The 19519-nt window shown below is 71.3% G+C and carries 12 protein-coding genes; 3 read left to right on the forward strand and 9 right to left on the reverse strand.

Going from position 1 to position 19519, the window contains the following annotated elements:
* The first annotated feature begins 12 nt into the window (after positions 1 to 12).
* Positions 13 to 4710, forward strand: a complete 4698-nt coding sequence (locus OG568_RS40220; RefSeq protein WP_329535063.1) for a hypothetical protein — start codon at positions 13 to 15, stop codon at positions 4708 to 4710.
* Here OG568_RS40220 and OG568_RS40225 read toward each other — a convergent pair.
* From OG568_RS40225 to OG568_RS40260, 8 genes are all read right to left on the reverse strand, one after another.
* On the reverse strand, positions 4707 to 6260 hold the full coding sequence (locus OG568_RS40225) for a GMC family oxidoreductase (RefSeq protein WP_329535064.1): 1554 nt from the start codon (positions 6258 to 6260) through the stop codon (positions 4707 to 4709). The genes OG568_RS40220 and OG568_RS40225 overlap by 4 nt on opposite strands.
* A gap of 50 nt (positions 6261 to 6310) precedes the next feature.
* Entirely contained in the window at positions 6311 to 7885 is a 1575-nt protein-coding gene (locus tag OG568_RS40230; protein ID WP_329535065.1) for an APC family permease, read from the reverse strand.
* A gap of 130 nt (positions 7886 to 8015) precedes the next feature.
* Positions 8016 to 9482, reverse strand: a complete 1467-nt coding sequence (locus tag OG568_RS40235; RefSeq protein ID WP_329535066.1) for an aldehyde dehydrogenase family protein — start codon at positions 9480 to 9482, stop codon at positions 8016 to 8018.
* Positions 9475 to 10620, reverse strand: a complete 1146-nt coding sequence (locus OG568_RS40240) for an aromatic ring-hydroxylating oxygenase subunit alpha (protein ID WP_329535067.1) — start codon at positions 10618 to 10620, stop codon at positions 9475 to 9477. Before OG568_RS40240 ends, OG568_RS40235 begins: the two co-directional genes overlap by 8 nt.
* 11 nt (positions 10621 to 10631) lie before the next feature.
* Positions 10632 to 11786, reverse strand: a complete 1155-nt coding sequence (gene solA, locus OG568_RS40245; RefSeq protein ID WP_329535068.1) for an N-methyl-L-tryptophan oxidase — start codon at positions 11784 to 11786, stop codon at positions 10632 to 10634.
* A gap of 48 nt (positions 11787 to 11834) precedes the next feature.
* On the reverse strand, positions 11835 to 14360 hold the full coding sequence (locus tag OG568_RS40250; protein ID WP_329535069.1) for a GcvT family protein: 2526 nt from the start codon (positions 14358 to 14360) through the stop codon (positions 11835 to 11837).
* Positions 14361 to 14525: 165 nt separating this feature from the next.
* A complete protein-coding gene (locus OG568_RS40255) occupies positions 14526 to 15611 on the reverse strand; it encodes an S-(hydroxymethyl)mycothiol dehydrogenase (protein ID WP_329535070.1) in 1086 nt (361 codons plus the stop codon).
* 279 nt (positions 15612 to 15890) lie between these two features.
* Positions 15891 to 16712, reverse strand: a complete 822-nt coding sequence (locus tag OG568_RS40260; protein WP_329535071.1) for an IclR family transcriptional regulator — start codon at positions 16710 to 16712, stop codon at positions 15891 to 15893.
* Between the two features lie 215 nt (positions 16713 to 16927).
* Here OG568_RS40260 and OG568_RS40265 point away from each other — a divergent pair, with 215 nt between their 5' ends.
* Entirely contained in the window at positions 16928 to 17248 is a 321-nt protein-coding gene (locus tag OG568_RS40265; RefSeq protein ID WP_329535072.1) for a bifunctional 3-phenylpropionate/cinnamic acid dioxygenase ferredoxin subunit, read from the forward strand.
* Between the two features lie 34 nt (positions 17249 to 17282).
* Entirely contained in the window at positions 17283 to 18476 is a 1194-nt protein-coding gene (locus tag OG568_RS40270) for an NAD(P)/FAD-dependent oxidoreductase (RefSeq protein ID WP_329535073.1), read from the forward strand.
* Positions 18477 to 18595: 119 nt separating this feature from the next.
* Here the strand turns inward: OG568_RS40270 and OG568_RS40275 are convergent, their stop codons facing one another.
* Positions 18596 to 19159: a hypothetical protein gene (locus OG568_RS40275; protein ID WP_266580954.1), complete on the reverse strand. Its 564-nt coding sequence runs from the start codon at positions 19157 to 19159 to the stop codon at positions 18596 to 18598.
* Positions 19160 to 19519 lie beyond the last annotated feature (360 nt).

Below are 19519 nucleotides of genomic sequence, written 5' to 3' on the forward strand. Positions count from 1 at the left end.
GAGTCCGCCGCCATGTACGAGCTGTCCCGGGTCCGCCTCTACTCCATCGGGCCCGCCGGTGCGCGCTACGCCGACACCGTGCTGGACCTGCGGGGTGTCGGCGAGCCGGTGCCCGACCCCGCGCCCACCCAGGCGGAGTTCTTCGAGGAGGAGCCCGTCGGGCCGCCGCGCCGGCCCGCGCCCGCGGGCGTGCTCTTCCTGGAGAACGGCGGCGGCAAGTCGGTGCTGCTCAAGCTGATCTTCTCGGTCATGCTGCCGGGCCACCGCAACACCCTGGGCGGTGCCAGCTCCGGTGTGCTGCGCAAGTTCCTGCTCGCCGACGACTGCGGTCATGTCGCACTGGAGTGGCAGCACACCCTGACCGGCGAGTGCGTCGTGGTCGGCAAGGCCAGCGAGTGGCGGGGGCGGCAGGTCTCCAACGACCCGCGGAAGTTCGCGGAAGCCTGGTACTCCTTCCGGCCCGGCCCCGGGCTGAGCCTGGACAACCTGCCCGTCGCCGAGGCGACCGCCGTCCGGCCGCCTGTCGAGGGCGCGTCCGGCGCACAGGGGCGGCGCCGCACCATGAAGGGCTTCCGTGACGCCCTCACCGAGGCCGGAAAGGCGTATCCGCACCTCGAAGTGCACTGGGAGGAGATCCACGACCGCTGGAACGAGCACCTGACGGATCTCGGTCTCGACCCCGAACTCTTCCGCTACCAGCGGGAGATGAACGCCGACGAGGGTGAGGCCGCCGGTCTCTTCGCGGTCAAGAAGGACTCCGACTTCACCGACCTGCTGCTGCGCGCCGTCACCGACACCCGCGACACCGACGGGCTCGCCGACCTGGTCGGCGGCTTCGGCAACAAGCTGGGGCGGCGGGCCGAACTGATCGCCGAGCGGGACTTCACGGCGGGTTCCGCGGATCTGCTCGGCCGGATCGTCGAGGCCGCCGAAGCGCGGGGACGCGCGCGTGACATCCACACGGCCGCCGAGCGTCGCACCCGCACCCTGGCCCGGCGACTGTCCGCGCGAGCCGTGCGCGAGCGCGTCCGCGCCGGTGAGCTCGCGCAGCGCGTGACCGCCGCCGCGTACGCCGTCACCCACGCCGAGGGCGCACGCGAGCGCAGCGCCCTGATCGCCGCCGAACTCGCCTACCGGCACGCCTCCTTGGCGCTCGCCGGGGCCGAGAAGTCGGCGGCCGCCCAGAAGCGTGAACTGGCCGACGCGCGCACCCTGCACTCCTCCTGGCAGGCCGCAGAGCTCGTACTGCGCCACCGTGCCGCCGCCGACCGCTCCGCGCGCGTGGCCGCCGCGATCCTCGAAGCCGAGCGGGATGCCGCGCCCGCGCTCGCCGCCCGCGCCAAGGCCGCCGTCGACCTCGTCCGCGCACTGCACCGCGCCGCCGAAGGCGCCGAGGCGCTCGCCAACGAGGAGGAGGAGCGGTCCGCCGGACTCCAGGAGGTCGGCGAGACCGCGTACGCCGACTCGACCGCCGCCGCCACCGCCGCGCAGCGCGCCCGCAGCGAGGTCGGACACCTGCGCCAGCGCCTGAGCGAGGTCGAGCAGGAGACCGCCGAGGCGGTCCGCGCGGGCTGGCTGGACGACACCGCCCCCGACGCCGACCCGGCCCGCGCCGCCCTCGCCGCGAGCGACGCCGAGAAGACGGCCGTCGCTGCGTGGGACACCGCGCGGGAGGCGTCGCGACGGGCCTCGGAGCACGCCCGCGAGGCGGCGTCCACCGAGTCCCGCGCCGAGCTGACGGCCGCTCGCGCGGCGGACGCGGCGACGGCGGCCGAGCGCGCGTACGACGGCGAGCGGTGTACGGCCGAGACGCTGGCGGGGGAGGAACGGCTCGCGGAGCTGCTCGGCCTGCCGGGAGCCGCCGGACCGCGGCGCGGCGGGGTACCGGTGCCCCGGACGGCCGGGGACGCGGCTGCCTCCGGCGGTCACGGCAAGGTCGGTGACACCGGCCGAGGCACCGGCGGCACCTCCACCGACGTCTGGGCGCAGGCCGAAGGCGCCCTCACGCCCGAGGAGTTGGACCAGTACGCCGACGAACTGCGCGAGCTGCTCGACGACGGCGTCGCCTCCGCCGAACGCCAGCTCTTCGAGCTGCGCACCGCCGCGGCCGACGACGCCCGGATCCTCGGCGCCCTCGGCGACGGCGGACTCCTGCCGCCCGGCCCGGACGTGCTGGCCACCGTCGAGTACCTCGGTGAGCACGGCATCCCCGCCCTGCCCGGCTGGCGCTATCTCGCACAGGCCGTCGACCCGGTCGACCACGCACGCGTACTGGCCGCCAGGCCCGAGCTCGTCGACGGCGTGATCATCACCGACCCGGACACCCACGCGCGGGCCCGCGAGGCGCTCAGCGAAGCGGCGCTGCTGCCGCGTTCCGCCGTCGCCGTCGGCACGGCCGCCGCGCTGCTCGCCCCGACCTTGGCCCCCGACACGGGCGACGGCGGTGTCTTCCTCGTACCGCCGAACCCGGCCATGCACGACGAGCACGCCGCCGACGAGGAACGGCAGGCGCTGCGCACCCGCGCGACCGAGCGGGACGAGGAGATCCGCACCCTCGCGGCCCGGCTCGGCAAGGACCGCGAACTCGCGGCGAGGCTCGCGTCCTGGCGCACCGGCTGCCCCGCCGGGCGGCTCGTCGAACTGGCCGGGGCCGCCCACGAGGCGCGCGCCTTCGCCGAGGAGGCCGAGGCGGAGCTGGCCGAGGCGCGCACCGTGCGGGCCGAGGCCGACGAGACGGCGGCCGAGGCAGCCCTCGTACGGGATGAGCGACAGGACGCCGCCCAGCGCGCCCGGCGCGCGGCCGACGCGCTCGCCGGACTCGCCTTCCGGCTGCGCGAACGCGCCGGCTGGCAGGTCAAGGTGCGCGAACTCGCCGACGAGGCGACCGAGTCGGAGGCCCGCGCCCAGGTCTGCCTGGAGCGCGCCCGCGCCGCCGACGAGGACCGCCGCGCCGCCCAGCGCGCCGCCGACGACGCCCGCCGCACGGCCCGCGCACTGCGCGCCGAGCGCGCCGAGATCGCGGGCGCCCCCGACGACGTACCGGAGGACCCGTCGGAGGCGGCGAAGTCCTCGCTGCCCGCCCTGCGCGAGGCCTACCGGGCCGCGTCACAGTTGTACGAGAAGGTCGGCGTCGGCGCCGACCTGCGCGCCGAACAGGCCCGCGCCGAGAGCGACGAGAGCGCGGCCCTCGCCGAGCTGGACCGCCTCAGCAACAAGGTGCGCACGCGCGCCGCGCAGCTCCTTCAGGCGCCGGACGGTTCCGACGGGCCGTCCCGGCAGGCCGCGGCGGCCCGCGCCGAGGAGCTCGTACAGCTTCTGGAGACCCGCATGTCCACCGCCAGCGAGCAGCTCGGGCGGCTGCGCGGCGAGGCCGAGCGGCACGCGCCCGAGGACGGCGAGGCCCACACCGAGCTGTCGCAGGAGCTGGTCCCGCGCGACGCCGAGCACGCGCAGTCGCTGCTGCGCACGGCCACCGGTGAACTCGCCTCCCGCGCCGAGGCGCTCAGCCAGGCGCGCGAGGCGCACGCCGAGCTGCTCGACGCGCACCGCGCAGCCGAGGACGGGGCCGGTGGCTTCGACGAGACGGCCGCCCTGCTCAGGGACCTGCTGCGGGAGCACTCCGACGACGAGCAGGAGGAGCCCGAGCCCTACCCCGGCACCTTGGAAGAGGCCCGGAACTCCGCCGCCGAGACCCGCCGCTCCCTGCGCGGCTGCGCCGCCGACCTCTCCGCGGCCGAGGGCACCGCGCGCGAGGCGAGCGACATCCTCGTACGGCATGCCAACTCCAACCGGTACGAGCAGGTGCGCACCCCGGCCCGGCAGCAGATCCGTGAGCTGCCCGCGTCCGCGCTGCCCGAACACGCCCAGAAGTGGGCGGACGCCTTCGCGCCCCGGCTGAGGGTACTGACGGACGAGCTGGCCCAGCTGGAGCGCAACCGGGACTCGATCGTGGACCGGCTGCGGGGGCTCGTGGAATCGGCGCTCGCCACCCTGCGATCCGCGCAGCGGCTGTCCCGGCTGCCGGAGGGGCTCGGCGAGTGGTCCGGGCAGGAGTTCCTGCGTATCCGCTTCGAGGAGCCCGACCAGGCCACGCTCACCGAGCGGCTCGGCGAGGTCGTCGACGAGGCCACCCGCGCGGCGGTCAAGAAGAACTCCGACATGCGGCGCGACGGCATGTCACTGCTGCTGCGCGGAGTCAGCGCCGCCCTTCAGCCGAAGGGCGTCGCCGTCGAGATCCTCAAGCCGGACGCCGTGCTGCGCGCCGAGCGCGTCCCCGTCGGACAGATGGGTGACGTGTTCTCCGGTGGCCAGCTGCTCACCGCGGCCATCGCGCTGTACTGCACGATGGCCGCGCTGCGCAGCAACGACCGGGGCCGCGACAAGCACCGGCACGCCGGCACGCTCTTCCTCGACAATCCCATCGGGCGCGCCAACGCGACGTACCTGCTGGAGCTGCAGAGGGCCGTCTCGGATGCGCTCGGCGTCCAACTCCTTTACACCACCGGCCTGTTCGACACGACCGCGCTCGCGGAGTTCCCCCTCGTCATCCGCCTGCGCAACGACGCCGACCTGCGCGCCGGGCTGAAGTACATCAGCGTGGAGGAACACCTCCGACCGGGACTGCCGCGTGAGGCTCCCGCCGGGGAAGCCGTACACACGGAGATCACGGCGACGCGGATGTTCAAGCGCCCGGCGCCTCAGGGGCCCTAAGCCCGGTCCTCCTTCAACAGGTCCGCGCACTTCTCGCCGATCATCATGGTCGTGATGCAGGGGTTGACGGAGATGAGATCCGGCATCACCGAGCCGTCCGCGACCCGCAGACCCTCGACCCCCTTGACCCGCAGCCGCGCGTCGAGCGGGGCCGAGGAGTCGTCGTCCGCACCCATCTTCACGGTGCAGGACGGGTGGTAGACGGTGTTGTGGGTCTTGTGGATGTAGTCGAGCAGCTCGTCGTCGGTCCGTACGTCCGGACCGGGGGCGAGCTCCGCACCCGCCCAGCCACTGAGCGCGGGCTGCGACGCGATCTTCCGCGCCAGCTTCAGCCCGTACGTCATCACACGCACGTCGTGCTCGTGCGTGAAGTAGCGCGGATCGACCATCGGCTTGTCCCGGTAGTCCCGGGTGCGCAGCCGCACCGTGCCGCGTGACTTCGCGCGGGTGACGTTCGGTGTGAGGCAGAACGCGTTCTCGGACGTCGGGAACCCGTGCCGAGCCGTGTTCATGTCGAACGGCACCGAACCGTAGTGGTACATCAGGTCGGGCCGGTCCAGGCCCGGTTCGGTGTCGTAGAAGATGCCCGCCTCCCACCACTGGCTGGACGTGGTGATCATGGGCTGCTTGGCCTCCCACATGATGACGCCCTCGGGGTGGTCCTGGAGGTTCTCACCGACACCCGCCGAGTCCACCACCACCTCGACGCCCACCTCGCGCAGATGCGCGGCGGGCCCGATGCCCGACAGCATCAGCAACTTGGGCGTGTCGATGGACCCGCACGACACGATCACCTCGCGGCGTGCGCGCACCGTCCGGGTGTGGATCAGGTCCGGGTCCAGATACTCGGCGCCCACACAGCGGCGGCCGTCGAGCACGAGCTTCTTGGCCCGCACCCCGGTGCGCACTTCCAGGTTCGGCCGCTTGTCCATGACCGGATGCAGATACGCGACCGACGAGGACTGGCGGATGTTGTTCTCGTCGGAGTTGATCTGGAACCAGTTGGCGCCACGGACCACGGTCTTGCCGGTGTTGAAGGCGGTGGTCGGAATGCCCGCCTGCGCACATGCCTCCAGCAGGGCGGAGCCACAGGGGTCCGCGCCCTTGAGCGTGCGCACTTTCACCGGGCCGGTGCGGCCGTGGTGGTCGCCGGGAGCGTCGTTCGACTCCAACCGCTGGTAGAGCGGGAAGAGTTCGGCCGCGCTCCACCCCGTACAGCCCGCGGCGGCCCAGTCGTCCAGGTCCTCCGCGGGTGCCCAGAAGGCGATACAGGAGTTGTGCGAGGAGCAGCCGCCGAGCACCTTGGCACGGGCATGCCGCATGAAACTGTTGCCGCTGGCCTGCGGCTCGACCGGGTAGTCCCAGTCGTATCCGGACTCCAGCAGCCCCATCCAGCGCTCCAGCTTCAGGATGTCGTCGTCGCCGACATCGCTGGGGCCCGCCTCGAGGACGCACACGGTGACGGACGGATCCTCACAGAGCCGGGCCGCGACCACATTGCCCGCGGTACCGCCACCGACCACGACATAGTCGAACTCATCGATGTTCATGGGGAGTTGACCTCCTTGTTCTGGTCTTCGGTCGGTCGTGTGACGGTCCTTCAGTCGGTCACGGGGGTCACGGGAGTCGCCGGAGTCACGACGGATTCCGTCGCGGAGGCCTGGAACTGGTGCTCGGCGAGCACCCCGGTCCGGTGCCGCTGCACGAACCAGTAGTAGGCGTAGCCGCCGCCCGCGACGATGCCCACGAACAGGACGGCACCCCAGCGCAGGTACCAGTGGTACGGCGCGGCCGCGTTGTAGACCGCGGAGCGCGGCCAGATCAGGTTGATCGTCATGGCCGCACCCCACACCACGGCGACGATGTTGACGAGCAGGCCCCAGCGCCCGAGCGAGAACTTGCCGTCGCCCGCGGGCTGCCACTTGCCACGCAGCCGTGCGACCAGCATCGGACCGGTGACCAGCAGATACGCCAGGTAGATCATGATGATGCCGATGCTGGTGACCACGGTGAAGATCTGCGGCTGGCGGATGTTGACGACCAGGATCGCCAGTGCGAGCACACCGATGATCACGGTCGGCAGGACCGGTGTCTGGAAGCGCTGGTTGACCTTGGCCAGCTTCGAGGAGGCGGGCAGGTTGTTGTCGCGGGCCATCGCGAAGGCCAGCCGGATCGCGGCCGTGTGCACGGCCAGGGCGCACACCGTGACCGCGATCAGCACACACCACAGCATCGCCTTGCCGGCCGTCGGGCCGAGCACGTCGAGGACGATGTACTGCAGACCGTCCGTGGAGAGCTTGTCGCCCTTGAGGCTGGAGACGCTCATCAGCGCGAGCAGCAGCACGAGCCCGCCGAGGACGAACGAGGCGACGATGGCACGGATGATGGCGCGCGGCGCGTTGCGCGACGGGTCGAGGCACTCCTCGCCGAGCGACGAGGCCGTGTCGAATCCGTACATGACGTACGCGGACGCCAGCGAGGCCACCAGGAACGCGCCGAGGTAGCCGAACGACTGTCCATGGCCGGTGCCCTGGGTGTCCATGACCACCTGCGGGCCGCGCGTGATGTGCACCGCGAACAGGATGATCAGTACGACGGTGGCGATCAGCTCGATGAAGACGCCCGCCGTGTTGATGGTCGCCATCAGCTTCACACCGAAGGCGTTCACCAGGGTGGTGAACAGGATCAGTACGGCCGCCAGCAGGACCGCGTTGGTGGCGACGTCGTACTTGCCCGTGCCGTCGCCCACGAACTGGAAGGTGGAGGAGATCTGGGGAAGCGTCAACTGATAGGCGAGTGCCACGGCCGAGATCGACACGATCGACGCGAGCAGCATCATCCAGCCCGCGAGCCAGCCTATGTGCGGATTGCCCACCTTCTTCGACCAGTTGTAGACGGAGCCGGCCACGGGGTAGCGGGCGGCGAGCTCGGCGAAGCAGAGCGCGACCATGAACTGGCCGATGAACACCATCGGCCAGGACCACCAGTAGGCGGGGCCACCGCTGCCGTAGCCGAAGTAGAAGAGCTGGAAGGTGCCGGTGAGGATGGAGATATAGCTGATGCCGGCGGCGAAGGTGTGGAAGTTGCCGAGGGTGCGCTTGAGCTCGGGCTTGTAGCCGAACTCGGAGAGTTCCGCGTCGTCGTTCTGCTCGGTCTTGGGTGGATGGGTGGTCATGAGCGGCCTCCTGGATCGGGGGAGAGGGGCGCGGCTCGTACGGGTGGGTGGGGGGAATCAGGGGAGCAAGGGATCAGCGGATCAGATCATCCGGACATCACCGGATGGTCATCGGTGGATCATCGGGGGATTACGCGAACCACCCCTGTGGGGACGGGTTGGTGTTGCGCCAGATGTGCTTCGCCTCGCGGTACTCGGCGAGGCCGGAGGGTCCCAGCTCACGCCCGAAGCCGGACTGCTTGAAACCGCCCCATTCCGCCTGAGGGACGTAGGGGTGGTAGTCGTTGATCCAGACCGTGCCGAGCCGCAGCCGGGCCGCCACGCGCTGGGCCTTGGCCTCGTCGGTGGTGAAGACGGCGCCCGCGAGTCCGTAGATCGTGTCGTTGGCGAGTCGCACGGCCTCCGCCTCACCGCTGAAGCGCTCCACGGTCAGCACCGGCCCGAAGGACTCGTCCTGGACCACGGACATGTCGGACGAGCACTCGTCCAGCACGGTCGGCGGATAGTAGAAGCCCGCCTCGAACTCGGGCCCGGAAGGCCGCGCGCCGCCGCAGCGCAGCACCGCGCCTTCCGCCAGCCCCTTGGCGACGTACGCCTCGACCTTGGCGCGATGGGCCGCCGAGACCAGCGGCCCGCTCTGTGCCCGCTCGTCGAACGGGCCGCCGAGCCGAATCTGCGAGGCCCGGCGGACGAGTTCGTCGACGAACCGGTCGTGCAGCGAGTCCTCGACCAGCAACCGCGCCCCGGACGAACAGACCTGTCCCGAGTGCAGGAAGACCGCGGTCAGCGCCATGTCGACGGCCGTCTCGAAGTCGGCGTCGGCGAAGACGATGTTCGGGTTCTTGCCGCCGAGCTCCAGGGCGACCTTCTTCACCGTCCCGGCCGCGGCCGCCATCAGTCGCCGCCCGGTCTGCAGCCCGCCGGTGAAGGAGACGAGGTCGACGTCCGGATGGTCACCGAGCGGAGCCCCTGCTTCGGGGCCCGCGCCGAGGACGAGGTTGGCCACGCCTGGCGGCAGCCCGGCCTCCTCCAGCAGCCGCATCAGATGGATCGCCGTGTGCGGGGTGAGCTCGCTCGGCTTGAGGACGAAGGTGTTGCCCGCGGCGAGCGCCGGGGCGACCTTCCAGGCCGTCTGCAGGAGCGGATAGTTCCAGGGCGTGATCAGCGCGCACACCCCGACCGGCTCGTACACGACGCGGCTGTCGACGCTCGCCGTACCGGTCTCGACGACCCGGCCCGTCTCGGCGGCGGCCGCCCGCCCGAAGTAGCGGAAGCAGTTGGCGATGTCGTCGATGTCGTACTCGCTCTCGACGAGCCGCTTGCCCGTGTCGAGCGACTCGGCGCGGGCGAGCGCGTCCTTGTCGCGCAGGAGGAGGTCGGCGACGCGCAGCAGCAGGTCACCGCGGTCCGCGGCCGGGGTCGTGGGCCAGGGTCCCTCGTCGAAGGCGCGGCGCGCGGCGGCGATCGCCTCGACGGTGTCCTTGCCGCCGGCCTCGTCGACGACGCCCACCAGGGAGCCGTCGGCGGGGCAGCGGATCTCGCGGGTGCGCTCGTCGAGAGCGCTCCGCCACGTACCGTCGATGAACAGGTCAGGCACTGGGGCCTCCCAATTGCCGGATCAGCCACTCGTGGAAGATCCCGATGTGGTGCTCGGTGGGCACCAGGACACCACCCTTCCGGTACGCCCGCGAGGCCATGGCCGGCTGCGTACGTTCACAGGCCTCAAAATCCTGTTCGTTGACCCGGTGGAAGAGCTCGACGGACTTGGACACGTCCGCTCCCGACTCCACGACCTCCGGCGCGTAGAGCCAGTCGCACTCGACGACCGTGCGGTCCTCGGCGAGGGGGAACATGCGGTGCAGGATGACATGGTCGGGCACCAGATTGATGAAGACCGTCGGTTTCACAGTGATCGCGTAGTAGCGACGGTCCTGGTCGTCCGCTATGTCGGGCAGCCGGCCGAAGCCCTCGCTGCCGTCGACCGTGAAGCCCTGGATGTCCTCGCCGAACTCGGCGCCGTGCCCCACGTAGTACTGCGCCGCGTAGCCATCGGCGAACTCCGGGAGGACGTCGACGAGTTCGGGGTGGATCGTCGCGCAGTGGTAGCACTCCATGAAGTTCTCGACGATCAGCTTCCAGTTCGCCTTCACGTCGTAGGTGACGCGTTTGCCGAGGGCCAGCTTCTCGGTGCCGTAGTGCTCGATGGCGGCCGCGTCGCCCAGCCGCTCCACGGCCGCGCCCATCACCGTCTCCTCGAAGGAGGGCGGCTCGTCGGCCAGGCACACCCAGGCATACCCGAGCCATTCCCGCAGCGCGACCTTGACCAGGCCGTACTCGACGCGGTCGACGTCCGGCATCTTGATCAGGTTGGGCGCGGCGACCAACTTGCCGTCGAGGTCGTAGGTCCAGGCGTGATACGGGCACTGCAGATTGCGCCGGACCTCGCCGGACTCCTCGGTGCACAGCCGGGCCCCGCGGTGGCGGCAGATGTTCAGAAAGGCGCGCAGCTCACCCGTGCGTGAGCGGGTGATCAGTACGCTCTCGCGGCCGACCTGAACGGTGCGGAAGGCGCCGGGCCCGGCGAGATCCGCGGAGCGGACCGCACAGAACCACATCGATTCGAACAGGGACTCCTGCTCCTGCCGGAAGATCTCCGGATCGGTGTAGTAGTGCCCGGGGAGAGTGGCGATCAGGCTGGGGGAGAGGGGGGACGGGGAGACGGGGGTCGTCGTCACGTGCGGACTCCTCAGGCGGGCGCGGCGGCGAGGCGGTGGGGGTCGAACAGCCCGATCGGATGATCGGTATTGCCGGTCAGGGCGAGGTCGGCGACTATCTCGCCGACGACCGGCACGAACTTGAAGCCGTGCCCGGAGAATCCGCAGGCCACGGTCACGGACTCCGGGTGAGCGGGGTGGCGGGCGATGACGAAGTGCTCGTCGGGGGTGTTGGAGTACATGCAGGTGGCGGCCTTGAGGAAGGTGCCCGGCAGATCCGGGATGTGCCGGGACATGTGATCCGCCATGGCCTGGACCTCGTCCTCGTGGACCGTCCGGTCGATGGTCTCCGGGGTGGTCACGACCCCCTTGCGGAAGAAGGCGACCTTGGCGCCCAGGTCCGGCCCGTCGATCGACGGGAAGCCGTACGCCTGGACTCCGGCCGCGTCCTCCCAGATGTAGATCGGGTGGTTCTCCGGCAGGAACGGCTGGACCCCGCCCCTCGGCTGGAACCAGTACATGACCTGGCGCTCGATCGTGAACGGGACCCCGAGATCGGTGAGCAACCGCGGTGCCCACGCGCCCGGGCAGATCACCAGGTGGGCCGCCGTGTAGGTGTTCTCGGCCGTGTGGACGCGTACGCCGTCCTTGTACGGCTCCCAGCGGGTCATCGGTTCCTCGAAGTGGAGGTCGGCACCCTGCCGGGTGGCGAGCTGGAGGTGCGCGGCGACGGTGTTCTCGGGGCGCACGAGCCCGGCCCGCGCCTCGAACAGCGCGACCTCGTCGTCCTTCGGGTTCAGCGTCGGGAAACGGCGGCGGATCTCGGAGGCGTCCAGCATCTCGTGCGGCAGGTCCCACTGCTCGGCGGACAGCAGCGAACCGGAGACCGTCCGCGAGTCGGGGCGTCCGACCATGACGCCGCCGCAGAGGGTGGCGATCTCCCGGCCGGTCGCCCGCTCCAGCTCCTCGTACAGCTCGTACGAGCGCAGCAGCAGCGGCACGTACGCCGGGTCCTCGAAGTAGGACTGGCGGGTGATGCGGGAACCGCCGTGGCTCGAGCCGCGGTTGTGCACCGGGCCGAACTTCTCCAGGCCCAGCACGCGGGCACCGCGGGCGGACAGATGGTGGGCGGCGGCACTGCCCATACCGCCGAGACCGATCACGATCACGTCGTACGTGGGGGACACAGGGGCCTCCTCATGCCATTTCGCCGGGCTCATGTCTATTGATCGGTTTCAGCGGCGGATTCGGTTCATCTTCGGGTCGAAGAGGGGTTCTTCCGCGACGGTCGCGGGGACCTTCTCGCCGAAGTACTCGATGTGCACGCCCGTGCCGGTCGGGAGCGCCGGCAGCCAGGCGTACGCGACGCAGCGGCCCAGCGTGTAGCCGTACGAGGCGCTGGTCACGTAACCCGCCGGGGCGCCGTCGACGTAGACGGGCTCCTTGCCGAGCACGACCGTGACCGGGTCGTCGAGGAGGAGCGGGGTGAGCCTGCGCGCGGGTTCCTCCGTGGCGAGGCCTCGCAGCGCCTCCTGGCCGACGAATCCGTCCTTGTCCATCCGGACCGCGAAGCCGACCCCCGCCTCGAACGGGTTGTGCTCGTCGGTCATGTCCACGCCCCAGGCGCGATAGCCCTTCTCCAGCCGCAGACTGTTGAAGGCGGAGCGCCCGGCCGCGATCACGCCGTGCTCCTGGCCCGCGTCCCACAGTGTGTCCCAGAGCCTGAGCCCCAGATCGGCGGACGTATACAACTCCCAGCCCAGCTCGCCGACGTACGACAGCCGCATCGCCGTCACCGGGACGTGCCCGAGGTGGGTCTCCTTCGCGCGGAAGTAGCCGAAGCCCTCGTGCGAGAAGTCGTCGCGGGTCAGCGATTGCACGAGCTCGCGGGCGAGCGGACCCCACACGCCGACGCAGCAGGTGCCGGAGGTGATGTCCCTGATCTGTACTCCCCCACTCTCGGCTTCGCTCGAGCGGGAGGTGCCCCCACCCGGGGCGTGTCGGATCAGCCAGTCCAGGTCGGTGGGGGAGTTGGCGCCCACCTGGAAGCGGTCCGGGGCGAGGCGCGCGACGGTGAGGTCGGAGCGCACGCCGCCCGTCTCGTCCAGGAGCAGGGTGTAGGTGACGGCGCCCGGCTTCTTGCGGAGGTTGTTGGTGGTCATCCGCTGGAGGAAGTCGAGGGCCCCGGGCCCGGTGACTTCGAGGCGGCGCAGCGGGGTCATGTCGTACAGGGCGACCTTCTCGCGGGTCGCCTTCGCCTCGGCGGCCGCGATGGGCGACCAGTAGCGGGCCGACCAGGCGTCGCGTTCGGGGAGTCGCAAGCCGTCCACGAGTGGGGCGTTCGCCTCGTACCAGTGCGGGCGTTCCCAGCCGCCGCCCTCCAGGAAGTACGCGCCGAGTTCCTGTTGCCGGGCGTAGAAGGGGCTGACACGCAGGGGGCGGGGGTCGTCCATCGGCTGGAGGGGGTGCAGGACGTCGTACACCTCGATGAACTGCCGTGAGCCGCGCTCGCGGACGTACGACGGTGAGCGCTGCGCGTCCTCGAAGCGCGTGAGGTCGCATTCGTGCAGGTCGATGGAGGCGCGCCCGTCGACCATCCACTCGGCGACCGCCTTCGCGACCCCCGCGGAGTGGGTGACCCAGACGGCCTCGGCCAGCCAGAAACCGCGCAGCTCGCGCGATTCCCCGAGCACCGGCATGCCGTCCGGGGTGAAGGAGAAGACGCCGTTGAAGCCCTCCTCGATCTCCGTCTCGCGCAGGGCGGGCATCAGCCAGCGGCAGTCGTCCCAGCTCGGGGCCCAGTCCTCCTCGGTGAAGGGGTACGAGGACGGCATCTCCATGTCGTTGGCGCGTGCCTCGTCGTACGGGAGGATCCCGAAGGGGTCCACGGGGAGCGGCTTGTGGGCGTAGCTGCCGATGCCGATGCGGTCGTGGTGCTCGCGGAAGTAGAGGTCGCGGTCCTGGAAGCGGAGGATGGGCTTCGAAGCGTCGGTGGAGGCGTGGGCGGTCGCTCCGGAGCCGGCGTCCGGGGCGGCTTCGGCCAGTTCGGGGAGCTGCTTGGTCTTCGCGTACTGGTGTGCGAGCGGCTGCAGAGGTACGTCGACCCCGGCCATCCGGCCGATGACCGGGCCCCAGAAACCGGCAGCGGAGACGACATGGTCGGCGGGGAAGGTGCCGCGGTCGGTGACCACGGCGGTGACCTTGCCGTCCTCCTGTTCGATGCCGGTGACCGTGTGGCGGTCGAGGAAACGGGCCCCCTTCTCGGTGGCGCGTTCCATCTGGGCGCGGGCCGCGAGTACGGCACGGGCCAGGCCGTCGTCGGGGGTGTGGAAGCCGCCGAGGACGGCCGACTGGTCGATGAGCGGCCACAGTTCCTTGCAGCGGGCCGCACTGACGATCTCGCCGCGTACGCCCCAGGAGGCCGCGTAGCCGGCCTTGCGGTGCAGGTCGGCGAGGCGCTCGGGCGTGGTCGCGAGTTCGAGACCGCCGACCGGGTTGAAGCAGGAGACGCCGTCGACCTGGAGGGAGTTGAACTTCTCCACGGTGTACCGGGCGAACGCCGTGAGCGTCTTGGACGGGCTGGTCTGGAACACCAGGCCCGGCGCGTGGGAGGTGGAGCCGCCCGGGGCGGGCAGCGGCCCCTGCTCGAGAACGGTGACGTCGGTCCAGCCGCGGGCGGTCAGCTCGTCGGCGAGGGAGCAGCCGACGATGCCGGCGCCGATGACGACGACACGGGGATGGTTTGCGGGCGTGCTGGACATGCCCCTCCTTGCCGGGGGAGTGGACGCGCTCAGGGGTCGGGGATCAGGCGGTGGGAACGTGGGGCCGCTCGGCGGCGATCACCTCGGCCGCAGGCCGGACGGGGCGACGACGCGTCGGACCCGTATCGCGTGGTCCTGTCGGTGACCGTGTCCCTGGGGCTCGGCTCACAGGACCACCACCGACCGCAGTACCTCACCGCGGTGCATCTTGGCGAACGCCTCCTCGACCTGGTCGAGGGAGATGGTCTCGCTGACGAAGGCGTTGAGGTCGAGCAGCCCGTACAGGTACTGGTCGATGAGGAACGGGAAGTCGCGGCTCGGCAGGCAGTCGCCGTACCAGGAGGACTTCAGCGCACCGCCGCGTGAGAACAGGTCGATCAGGGGGAGGTCGATCTTCATCTCGAGGTCCGGGACGCCGACCTGGACGAGCACACCCGCGTGGTCACGCATGTAGAAGGCCTGCTTGTACGTCTCCGGGCGGCCCACCGCGTCGATGGCGATGTCGACCCCGAAACCGTCGGTGAGCGCGCGCACGGCCTCGACGGGATCCGTGCCGCGCGAGTTCACCGTGTGGGTGGCGCCGAACTTCTCGGCCTGGTCGAGCTTCTTGTCGTCGATGTCGACGGCGATGACCTTCATCGCCCCGTTGAGACAGGCACCCGCGATCGCCGCGTTGCCGACGCCTCCGCAGCCGATGACGGCGACCGTGTCACCGCGTCCGACGTTGCCGGTGTTGACCGCGGCGCCGTATCCGGCCATCACCCCGCAGCCGATCAGGCCCGCGGCCTCGGGGCGGGCGGCCGGGTCGATCTTCACCGCCTGCCCGGCCGCGACCAGGGTCTTCTCGGCGAAGGCGCCGATGCCCAGCGCGTTGCTGAGCGGCGTGCCGTCGAGCAGCGTCATCGGCTGGGTGGCGTTACGGGAGTCGAAGCAGTACCAGGGGCGGCCACGGCGACAGGAGCGACAGGTTCCGCAGGGCGCCCGCCAGGCGAGGACCACGTAGTCGCCGGGGACCAGGTCGGTGACGCCGTCACCGACCGCCTCGATCGTGCCGGCCGCCTCGTGGCCGAGGAGGAAGGGGAAGTCGTCGGTGATCGCGCCCTGCCGGTAGTGCAGATCCGTGTGGCAGACCCCGCAGGCTTGGACGTTGACGAGCACCTCACCGGGGCCCGGGTCGGGAACGACGATGGTCTGCACCTCGACGGGTGCGCCCTTCTTGACGGCGACTACGGCACGGACCTCGTGTGGCACGACAAGCTCCTCTGCTGTTGCGCAATGCACGATGGGTTGCGCGATGAGGAACATATTGAGAACGCCGTCATGGGGTCGTCAAGGGGTCGGGGTTAACCCTTGGCAAAAGGAACGGGCCGCCCGAAACGTGCCGGACACACAGAGGGGCGGGGCCGGGAGAGTCCCGTGCCCCGCCCCGTCGGAGGCGCGGGGAACCGCGCGACCGGCCACATACGGCCCGCGGCTCCACCGATGTCCTCGGCGGTCCGGACCGGCGCCCGTGCGGGCTCTAACGGGCTCTCAGAAGCCGTACCCCATACGCCGCGACAGGTCGGCCCCTGCCGCAACCGTCCGCTTGGCCAGCTCCGGCAGCCGGTCGGAGTTCAGCCGGTACACCGGCCCCGACACGCTGATCGCCCCGATCACCTTGCCGTCATGCGCCCGGATCGGCGCGGCCACGGCCGCGAGCCCCAGCTCCAGCTCCTCGATCGTGACGCCGTAGCCCTGCTCGATCACGGCCTCCAACTCGGCGCGCAGCACGGTCGTACCCGTGATCGTGCGCTCGGTGAACCGCGGCAGGGTGCGCGCGAGCAGGCCTTCGCGCAGGGTGGGCGGCATGTGTGCGAGCAGCACCTTGCCGCTGGAGGTCGCGTGCAGCGGGGTGCGCCTTCCCAGCCAGTTCTGCGCGGTGACCGACGCGGTGCCGCGCGCCTGCATGATGTTGACCGCCGCGTCGTCGTCGAGCACCGCGATGTTGACGGTCTCGCCCAGCTCGTCGGCGAGTTCGCGGCAGACCGGCACGCCCTCCTGGGAGATGTCGAGGCGCACGGCCGCCGCCCCCGCCAGGCGCAGTACGGCGGCCCCCAGGTAGTACTTCCCGCGGTCCTTGGCCTGGGCCACCAGACCGCGGTTCTCCAGGACGCCGAGCAGGCGGAAGGCGGTGGACTTGTGCACGTCCAGCTCCTCGGCGATCTCGGTGACCCCGGCCTCGCCGAGCCGGGCGAGGATCTCCAGCACGCTCACGGCGCGGTCCACCGACTGGACGGCGCTGCCGGCCCCTCTCCCGCTCTGCTTCCCGGAACTCTCCTCGGTGTGCTCAGCCTGCTTCTGCGTGCGGGTCATAGCTCAACTCTCACCACCTGACGGCCCGGTTTGGGCCGCATCTGCGGGAAGCCCTTGACGTGACGGGACCCCCGCGCGGATTCTGTTGCGCATAGCGCTCCCTCGTGCGCCATGCGAAACATCATGTTACCGAAGCGTCCGGAACCCGAAAGGTCTCCGGACCCACCTGGACCAGGAGGTCCCGGACGAAGAGTCCAGGACCGAGAGGGGGGCCCATGATTCCCGTCTGCCGCCTCGACGACCTCCCCGCGGGCGAATCCGTCCGTGTCGACACCGCGCCGCCCGTCGCGGTGTTCAACGCCGACGGCGAGTTGTACGCCATCGACGACACCTGCACCCACCAGGACGCCTCCCTCTCGGAGGGCTGGCTGGAGGGCTGTCTGATCGAATGCCCGCTGCACGCCACCTCATTCGATCTCCGCACGGGCCGCCCGACGTGCCTCCCCGCACGTCGTCCCGTCCGCACCCACCGCGTCACCGTCGACGACGGAGTCATCCACGTCCATCTGGCCGCGGAGGAGGGCACCGCCGCATGAACGCCCTGACCGAGTGCGCCGAAGAGCGCGCCTCATGAGGACCGTGACCGTCGTCGGTGCCTCCCTCTCCGGGTTGTACGCCGCCCGGGAACTCCGGGCCCAGGGGTTCGACGGCCGCCTGGTGATCGTCGGGGACGAGCCCCACCGCCCTTACGACCGCCCACCCCTCTCCAAGGACTTCCTCACCGGCCGCGCCGATGAGACCCAACTCGCCCTCACCGACGCCGAGGAGACCGCCGAACTCGACGCCGAGTGGCTGCTCGGCGCCCGCGCCCGCGGCCTCGACGCCCGGGGGCGCACCGTCCTCCTCGACGACGGCCGCACCGTCTCCACGGACGGCGTGGTCATCGCGACCGGCGCCTCGGCCCGCCGGCTCCCGGGGGACGGCCTCCTCGGCGTACACACCCTGCGCACCCTCGACGACGCGCGCGCCCTGCGCGCGGAACTCTCCCGGGGGTCGCGCCGTGTCGTCGTCATCGGCGGCGGCTTCATCGGCGCCGAGACCGCGTCCTCCTGCGCCGGACTCGGCCACGACGTCACCGTCGTCGAGGCCGCACCCCTGCCTCTCGTCCCGCAACTCGGCCCGGAGATGGCCGCCGTGTGCGCCGCCCTGCACCGCCGTGGTGGCGTCGGCCTCGTGACCGGCATCGGTGTCGCCGCCCTGCGGGGGAGCGGCACCGTCACGGGTGTAGAGCTCTCCGACGGCCGGGTGCTGCCCGCCGATGTCGTGATCGTGGGCATCGGCGCCACCCCCAACACCGGCTGGCTGGCCGGTTCGACACTCGCTCTGCACGATGGCGTGCTGTGCGACGACGGTTGCGTGACCGCACTGCCGCAGGTGGTCGCCGTCGGCGACGTCGCCCGCGTCGGAGGTGCCCGCGCCGAGCACTGGACCTCCGCCACCGAACAACCCCGGGTCGCGGTGCACAACTTGCTCGCCGGACGCACCGTCGAGAGCGCACGGTCCCTGCCCTACTTCTGGTCCGATCAGTACGGTGCGCGGATCCAGTTCGCAGGGCGTCGGCACGAGACGGACACCGTCCGTCTCGCCGAGGGCGCGCTCGACGACGGCGCACCGGCCGAAGGCGGCTTCCTCGCCCTCTACGAGCGCGACGGGCGCACCACAGCTGTGCTCTCCATCGACCGTCCCCGCCCGTTCACGAAGGCACGCCGTGAACTGGCACGCGGCGAGAACCCGGTGGAGCCGGCGGGCGCCAGGGCGAGCTGACGGCCCGTGGGCGGACCGGCGGACGGGGTTCAATGAGCCCGTCGGGTCCGCCCCTTGCCCGTGCCGGGGCACCCGCGAGCCGTGCTCGGTCGCGAGCCGTACTCAACCGCGAGCCGTACTCAGGGGTGCGACAACTGCCCGGCACCGCCCTGCCGCCGTATTCGCTTCTGAGCGCGCTCCGCCGTGCGTGCCTGCCGTCGGGCTCGACGCCGCTCGCGCCGCAGGGCCCGTGCGGTGCTGCTCGGTTCGGACACCACGCCGTTGCGCTGATTCCACACCTGACGGGTGACCCAGACGTCGAGGGCTGCCCAGGTGGCCACCACCGTGCTGGCCACGCTGCTCAGGACCATCGGGAAGGCGAGCCAGGACTCCGCCAGCGTGGACAGGAAGGCGATCACAGCCTGGATCAGGGTCACCGCAATGATCAGCACCGCACGCACGGCCGCCGTACGCACCGGGTCGGGCAGCCGTCGCCGACGCGCGGGCTCCTCGATCCACAACGGGCGGTAGTACGCCTGCTCTTCGTCTGCGTCCGTGGGCCCGACGGCTGCCCGAGTCCGCCCGCCGACGCGCCGCTGACCGACGGCGACGCCCTGCCCACCCGTCCGCTCATACCCACCCGGGGCCGTGCCCCGCCCGCTCGTCGGCTCGGGACCGCCCTCGGCGACGGCCCGGGTGCTCATGCGTTCGCTTCCGTTCCTGACGCCCGCCCGCGCGTTCTCCCGGTCTCGTTCCTCCCGGTTTCGTTCCTCCCGGGCCGTGCTCCGCTCGCTCGCCCGATCGTGTCCGTCCGCCGGAATGTCGCGCTCCGGTGCCTGTGTGGCCGACCGCACCGCCACAGGCGCCGCAGTACCCGCCCCGGGCGCCCCGCCCCGCTCCGCCGTGCCCATCAACTTGTCACTCCCCACCGCCCAGCAGACCCTCGCACGGGTGTCATGCGACACCTGCTCCCCAGTGGCTGCCCGGCTTGCGCTGTTTTACGCCGCCTGGACGCGGCATGCGGCCCCTGCGGCCGATTCCGCCCCCATTTCCCGTAGAGAAGG

It is taken from the genome of Streptomyces sp. NBC_01450 (assembly GCF_036227505.1).
Lineage (GTDB): Bacteria > Actinomycetota > Actinomycetes > Streptomycetales > Streptomycetaceae > Streptomyces.

Coding starts and splice junctions, on each gene's coding strand:
- OG568_RS40220 (WP_329535063.1), top strand. CDS start 13: ATGTACGAGCTGTCCCGGGTCCGCCTCTACTCCATCGGGCCCGCCGGT.
- OG568_RS40225 (WP_329535064.1), bottom strand. CDS start 6,260: ATGAACATCGATGAGTTCGACTATGTCGTGGTCGGTGGCGGTACCGCG.
- OG568_RS40230 (WP_329535065.1), bottom strand. CDS start 7,885: ATGACCACCCATCCACCCAAGACCGAGCAGAACGACGACGCGGAACTC.
- OG568_RS40250 (WP_329535069.1), bottom strand. CDS start 14,360: ATGTCCAGCACGCCCGCAAACCATCCCCGTGTCGTCGTCATCGGCGCC.
- OG568_RS40260 (WP_329535071.1), bottom strand. CDS start 16,712: ATGACCCGCACGCAGAAGCAGGCTGAGCACACCGAGGAGAGTTCCGGG.
- OG568_RS40265 (WP_329535072.1), top strand. CDS start 16,928: ATGATTCCCGTCTGCCGCCTCGACGACCTCCCCGCGGGCGAATCCGTC.
- OG568_RS40270 (WP_329535073.1), top strand. CDS start 17,283: ATGAGGACCGTGACCGTCGTCGGTGCCTCCCTCTCCGGGTTGTACGCC.
- OG568_RS40275 (WP_266580954.1), bottom strand. CDS start 19,159: ATGAGCACCCGGGCCGTCGCCGAGGGCGGTCCCGAGCCGACGAGCGGG.